Source organism: Bacteroidota bacterium (assembly GCA_030706565.1).
In the GTDB taxonomy this organism is placed as follows: Bacteria; Bacteroidota; Bacteroidia; order Bacteroidales; family JAUZOH01; genus JAUZOH01.
Genome location: JAUZOH010000398.1, coordinates 1 through 3,394 on the forward strand (window position 1 = coordinate 1; position 3,394 = coordinate 3,394).

2 protein-coding genes are annotated in these 3,394 nt (G+C 36.9%); both read left to right on the top strand.

Annotated features, from left to right (window positions below):
• Positions 1–490 precede the first annotated feature (490 nt).
• On the top strand, positions 491–3,088 hold the full coding sequence (locus tag Q8907_14660; GenBank protein ID MDP4275514.1) for a glycosyl hydrolase: 2,598 nt from the start codon (positions 491–493) through the stop codon (positions 3,086–3,088).
• A gap of 75 nt (positions 3,089–3,163) precedes the next feature.
• Positions 3,164–3,394: hypothetical protein (locus tag Q8907_14665; GenBank protein ID MDP4275515.1), on the top strand; the 231-nt coding region annotated here is incomplete at its 3' end.

The following is a 3,394-nucleotide window of genomic DNA, read 5'->3' on the forward strand; positions in this document are numbered from 1 at the left end:
GCAGACCACAAAAGTCACTGTGGGTATGGTCGTCAATTATAAGCAGGATCAGCAGGGATTCAAGACCCTTGCTGTCCATCTCTATAATTATCCCAAGCATTTATAATCTTTGGGGAGATATAGATAATTGATAGTTTAGTATTTGATTTGTGTTAATTGTAGTTAGTAGTTAAAAAGTTCCCGTGTTAATGGTGTCTAACAAGCCATTAACACGGGTCTTTAAATCTATTCTCAAGTACAGTTCTGTAATTTTAAATATAACAATCTAAATAATTATTGCTTCTGAAAAAATTTTACTTGACAAATCCTTATATCCGTGAGATTTTATTTCCCTGAATTAATGTTCAGCCTGTAAACCCTTACTTCTATTTTACTTAAAACAACTATGAAAAATATATGTAAAAAAATAATCAGTTTAACAAGCATAATACTTTTATATTCAGTTTGTTTCATTGATATATCCGGACAAAATATCTTGAAAAACGGGAATATGGAAAGTGATATGGGTTGGAACATTTATTATGGATCCACCAATCAGGCCAGCTCGCAATTCAACTATACTGCTGATAAACCCTCAATGGGGCAAAATGGTTGTTTAAGGGTAAAATCGAATTTGAACACCAATACTTTATTTTGGCAAAAAATCACTTTAGTTGCCGGCAAAAAATATGTGGTGGATGGCGCTGTGAAAACCAATAGTGTTTCAAATTTTTGGTGTGAATTTTACTTAAGTACTATCGCCCCTGTGGATGGATCCGATTATACACCCAATAATAATGGCGATGTAATATTGGGCCTTTCAACCTGGAAAGGATGCGGACCTAATCTTGATGTAATTTTATCTAATTTGGCCTGTGAGGGTAACCGCTCCTTTATTTGCCCCGGAACTGCCGGCACTAAAGTTGATGTTTATTTTGCAATTAAAGTGGGGTCCAACGACATTAATTATATGAATGTCTTAATCGACGAAGTCAGTGTAAACGAAATAGATGATTCCCGTCTGATTAGTACTGAAAATGGCACTTTAGATCAATCTGCACTGACCCTTTCAAATGTTTCCCCATTAATTACGGCCGCAAAATTCCGCACCGGTTTAAACGGATATGCAAATTCCACAATTGATATCACCGGGAAAAGCGGTGTGGTAATCAGTCCTGCTAAACTTGATAGTTTCAATGTTTGCGATACTCTGAAAATTAAAGTTACCGGCGATTTGGGAACTTCTTTCTATACTTTAAGTACCAGGCCTTTAAGCTCTGATACAACAATCCTCTCTACAACATTAGGGGTTTTGGATAATGTTTCCGGAAAAATAACCGGTTTGCCTTCAAATTTGACTTCTGCCCAGTTGGCTTCAGCTATACGTTTACCTTCAACTGCACAACTGAAAATAGTAAATAAAAATAATAATGGAGCTGCCGCAATCGAACCTGTTACTTCGGGTTATAAGATTCAGGTAACTGCTGAAAATGGGAACAAAGGTTATTATTCCCTTGAATTTGGTGCGGACACAATTGCTCATGAAAAATATACTGATTACAAAACGACAATAAATACACTGTCTAACAAGATTTGGGAATTGTATGGAAAATCTGAAATCAGGATAAACGGCAGTTCAAATCCAATTAGCGGAAGTGTTTTAAATCTTCATGATGCCAATGTGTGGTTATATTTTGACAGCATAAAACCTCAGGTTATTAAAGATAAATACTTGGGGCAGATTATAATTAATGGCGACATTGCTGTTGTAGATTCAAATATCAGACTGGTACAGTATTATAACGGTTCTGTCCTCATAAGCCAGTCTTCCTCATTTCAACCCTTGACTGTTTATTCAGCTGAAAATATTACCGGTAGTTCTATGAGTTTGGGATTGTACACTATTTATGGTTCCTCTTTATTGGATACTTTTAATGATAATGTCCGGTCTTTTGTACTGAAAAAAGGGTACATGGCTACTTTTGCCATGAATGAAGACGGTACGGGTTACAGCAAAGTTTATATAGCTTGTGATAGCGATCTGGTAATCAAAAAATTACCGGCAGGTCTTTATGCCCAGACTTCATTTATCCGTGTTTTCCCGTGGCGTTGGGTAACCAAAAAAGGCTGGTGCGGGGGAAGTAAGAATGCTGCTGAGGGTCTTCATTGTTCCTGGCAGTATGATTGGGACAATGTTTCCACATCAACGAATAATGTGGAGTATATACCTATGAGGCATAACCGGTGGTGGAATTCTTATGACAATATCAACAATAAAAAAAATAGTACTCATGCTTTAGGGTTTAATGAACCTGATAAGAGTGATCAGGCAAATATGTCGCTTGCTGATATGATGGCTGCCTGGCCTAATCTTATGAAATCCGGATTGCGACTGGGCTCTCCCTGTCCTTCTGATGGAGGGTTGAATTTATTATATTCCTTTATTGATTCCTGTGATAAAGTAAATTTCAGGGTAGATTTTGTGGCTATGCATTATTATTTGGGCGGCCAGACTGCCCAGCAATTTTACAACCGGCTCAAAGCTATTCATGACCGGACAAAAAGACCTTTATGGATAACCGAATGGAATAATGGAGCAAACTGGACGGATGCATCAAGCGGGAAACCTACCTACGAGCAGCAGGCGGAGAAGATTTCCCAGTTTACTTATATGCTTGATACTACCAGTTTCGTGGAACGGTACTCAATTTACGAATGGGTTGAAGATACCCGGCAGATGTATTATTCAAATTCAATAATTCCAACTCCTGCAGGTAAAGTGTACAGGGATGTTGTATCACCAATTGCTTATCACCCTGCGATTGCCTATTCACCTGATTATATCCCTTTGTCCTCCCCATCAACTGGAATTGAAACTATAGCAGAAAACGAAAAAGATTTAATTGTTTATCCCAATCCTGCTATTGATTATATTCATATTCAGGGAATTAATGATGCAAAAGCAAATGATGTGAGTATTTATAATATCATGGGGGAAAAGATTATTTCCGGGGACAGCGATAAACCTTTAAACGTAAGCCATATATTTGATGGAATGTATATTCTGAAGGTGAAAGGTTATAAATCGAAACAGTTTTTAAAAAAATAGCCGGATTTTAAGTGTTATGTTCTAATAAATGTTTATTTGGTTCTTTCTAAGTTTAAATATTTTCAATTAACTCTCATGCATATACGACTTATTGATTTTAGTTTATTGATAGTTTTTATTCTTGCCCCTGGTTTTTCTATGGCTTCTCAAAGGCAGGAACAATTGACTTATTACATTGATTCTGACAGGGGATCTGATTCGAATGATGGCCATTCTCCTGATAGAGCATGGCGTACATTGAATAAGGTTAACAGTTTTACTTTTAAAACCGGTGATTCCATCCTATTTAGATCCGGGACAGTCCTA

What these genes read in the sequence shown, in the direction of transcription:
- Q8907_14660 (MDP4275514.1), top strand. Translation starts at nt 491, where the DNA reads ATGGAAAGTGATATGGGTTGGAACATTTATTATGGATCCACCAATCAG.